Here is a 3,058-nt window from a genome sequence, read left to right on the forward strand (position 1 = left end):
GGGGGCTGGCCCCCGCCGACATTTCACTTACGCACGTGCGCGCATATAGCTCACCAAGCTTTGGGTCGAACCATCTTTGCCATCCGCGCTTTCACGACCCTCAACAATCGGCTGTAGCGCCGTTGCCAGCTCTTTGCCCAGCTCAACACCCCATTGATCGTAGGAGTTGATGCCAAGGATCACGCCCTCTACAAACACACGGTGCTCATAAAGCGCGATGATCTGGCCGAGCACGTCGGGTGTCAGTTTAGGATACAGCAACGTCGTTGACGGACGATTGCCCGGGAACACACGGTGGCGCGCTTGGCGTTCCAGCTCGTCGCCGCTCAATCCCTTAGCAGCCATGATCGCGCGCGCCTCATCGAGGGAGCGACCCTTCATCAGTGCCTCAGATTGCGCAAGGCAATTCGCGGCGAGCAATTCGTGTTGATGTTTCAAGTCAGGCTCATGCCCTTCAGCCGCCAACAAAAATTCACACGGAATCGGGCGCGTGCCTTGGTGGATCAATTGATAGAATGCGTGCTGACCATTTGTGCCTGGCTCGCCCCAGACAATCGGACCTGTGTGGGTTGGCGCGTCGGAGCCATCCATTTGCACAGACTTGCCGTTACTTTCCATCTCCAACTGCTGCAAATAGGCAGGCAGACGGGACAGGCGTTGATCATAAGGCAGAACCGCGCGGGTCGCGTGACCGCAGACTTGGTTGTGCCACACACCGACCAGCGCCAGCATGACGGGCAAGTTGTCTTTCAAATCAGCCGCTTGGAAATGACGATCCATGCTCTGCGCGCCGCGCAGGAAGGCACGGAAGGCTGGGCCGCCGACCGCAATCATAATGCCAAGGCCGATAGGTCCCCAAAGCGAATAGCGCCCGCCGACCCAATCCTCAAAGCCAAAGACACGCTCGGCAGGAATGCCAAAGGCGCCTGTCTTGTCCTCTGCAGTGCTCAGCGCGGCAAATTGCGCGGCAGGATTTTTCACCGTTTCAGACATCCACGCCATCGCGGTGCGCGCGTTGGTCATGGTTTCAATCGTCGTGAAGGTTTTAGAGGCAACGACAATCAAGGTCGTGCTGGCGTCAAGGCCGCGCAGCGTATCCGCGATATGCGCGCCGTCTACGTTGGACACATAATGAACGCGCGGACCATCGTGATACGGAGCCAGTGCAAGCGTCGCCATCGCAGGGCCAAGATCAGAGCCGCCAATGCCGATATTGACCACATCGGTGATCGCGCCGCCCTGCCCTTTGAACGTGCCATTGCGCAGGTTTTCAGCGAAGGTTTCCATGCGATCCAAAGTGGCGAGCACCTCTGGCATTACATCCGCGCCATCGACCATGACCGCGTCGCCATCAAGGTTGCGCAGTGCCGTGTGCAGAACAGAACGTCCCTCTGTGTCATTGATCGGCGCGCCGGCGAACATCGCGTCGCGTTTGCTTTCAACGCCTGCCTCTTGCGCCAACGCGATCAACGTATCGCGCGCCTCTGCAGTCATCGCCGTTTTGGAATAGTCAAACAACATATCCAGCGCGGTGACGGAATAGCCCGATGCGCGCGTTGCGTCGTTCTCAAAAAGATCCGTGATGCGCGCGCCTGTATCGAGGGCTTGTGCGTCTTTCCACATGATAAATGTCCTTATGGTGCCCAGTGAACGTTTGCGCCTGTCAGAACTGCACTGACCGGAGCTTCGATTGGGCTTAATGTTTGTGCTTTTTCAAGTGCTGCGCGTTTTTCATCGCCAACAATCAGAATGTGTTTTCGCAATGCACCATCCAGTACACGGGCACTCAAGGTAATCCGTGGCTCTGGCGCGTTCGGTGCGCGCATTGGCAACAAAATCGGCGCATCGCTCGCTAAGGCATCGCTCAGACGATCCGCACCGGGGAAAATAGACGCCGTGTGCATATCCGCGCCCATGCCAAGCAGCAAAACCGCGATGGGCAGTTCAGGCTCGATCACCTTTTCAAGCTCGGCCAATTTGTCCTCAGGGCGCTCCGCCTCCGCATAAAGCGGCAAATACCGCGCCGCAGCCGCGCGGTTCACCAAAAGACGTTCGCGCAACAATTTCGTGTTGGAGCGATCACTGTCGAGCGGCACCCAGCGTTCGTCATTGAGCATCACATCAACGCGCTCCCACGGAAGGTCGACGACGCAAAGCGCATCAAAGAGCGGCCCAGGCGTCGTGCCGCCCGGAACAGATAAGATCGCGCGTTCATCGTGATGAAGCGCCTCCGTCAGATCATCCGCGATCTGTGTAGCCAAATCCATCATCATCATTTCTTTGTCAGGATATTCGATGAAATTCATGCTTTGATCTCCCGCCAGATACGACCGTCACGGGCGATCATCGCCATCGCATCGGTCGGCCCTTCGCTACCACTATCATAAGGTTTAGGCACCTCGCCGCGCGCGTGCCAGCCTTCGATAATCGGATCGGTCCATGCCCACGCCGCTTCGACCTCATCGCCGCGCATAAACAGTGTTTGGTTGCCACGAATAACATCCATGATCAGGCGCTCATATGCGTCTGGCACTTCGTCCGCATCAGGGCCAAGCGCCTCGGCAAAGCTCATATCGAGCGGAACATCGACAAGACGCATCCCGCCCGGGCCAGGTTCCTTGATCGTGACATCCAGCGTCATGCCCTCATTGGGCTGCAGACGAATGCGCAGTTCGTTGTTGTGACGCCCCGCTTCCGCGCCAAAGATAGAATGCGGCGCATCTTTGAACACGACGGTAATTTCAGATGTGCGCGCTTTGAGGCGCTTGCCCGTACGCAGATAGAATGGGGTGTTTGCCCAACGCCAGTTGCCAATGGCAAGTTTCATGGCAACGAAACTCTCGGTCTTGCTGGCAGGATCGCCCGCGTGCGTGCGATAATCCTCGTCATCCGCTGTCGGACCATATTGGCCGCGTACAATGTGATGCGGCGCAACGGGTTCAAGCGCGCGAATGACCTTGAGCTTTTCATCGCGCACCGCATCTGGATCAAATTTCGCTGGCGGCTCCATCGCAATCAGGCACAAGAGCTGCATCAAGTGGTTCTGCACCATATCGCG

General features: G+C 57.5%; 3 protein-coding genes. All 3 read right to left on the reverse strand.

Annotated features, from left to right (window positions below):
• Positions 1-27: 27 nt before the first annotated feature.
• Entirely contained in the window at positions 28-1,623 is a 1,596-nt protein-coding gene (pgi, locus tag ABJQ89_RS08540) for a glucose-6-phosphate isomerase (RefSeq protein ID WP_348495826.1), read from the reverse strand.
• An 11-nt stretch (positions 1,624-1,634) separates the two neighbouring features.
• Positions 1,635-2,306, reverse strand: a complete 672-nt coding sequence (gene pgl / locus ABJQ89_RS08545; RefSeq protein ID WP_348495827.1) for a 6-phosphogluconolactonase — start codon at positions 2,304-2,306, stop codon at positions 1,635-1,637.
• A partial coding sequence (locus ABJQ89_RS08550; protein WP_348495828.1) for a glucose-6-phosphate dehydrogenase occupies positions 2,303-3,058 on the reverse strand: 756 nt, incomplete at its 5' end. The genes ABJQ89_RS08550 and pgl, both read right to left, overlap by 4 nt.

The organism is Planktotalea sp. (assembly GCF_039984035.1).
GTDB lineage: Bacteria > Pseudomonadota > Alphaproteobacteria > Rhodobacterales > Rhodobacteraceae > Planktotalea.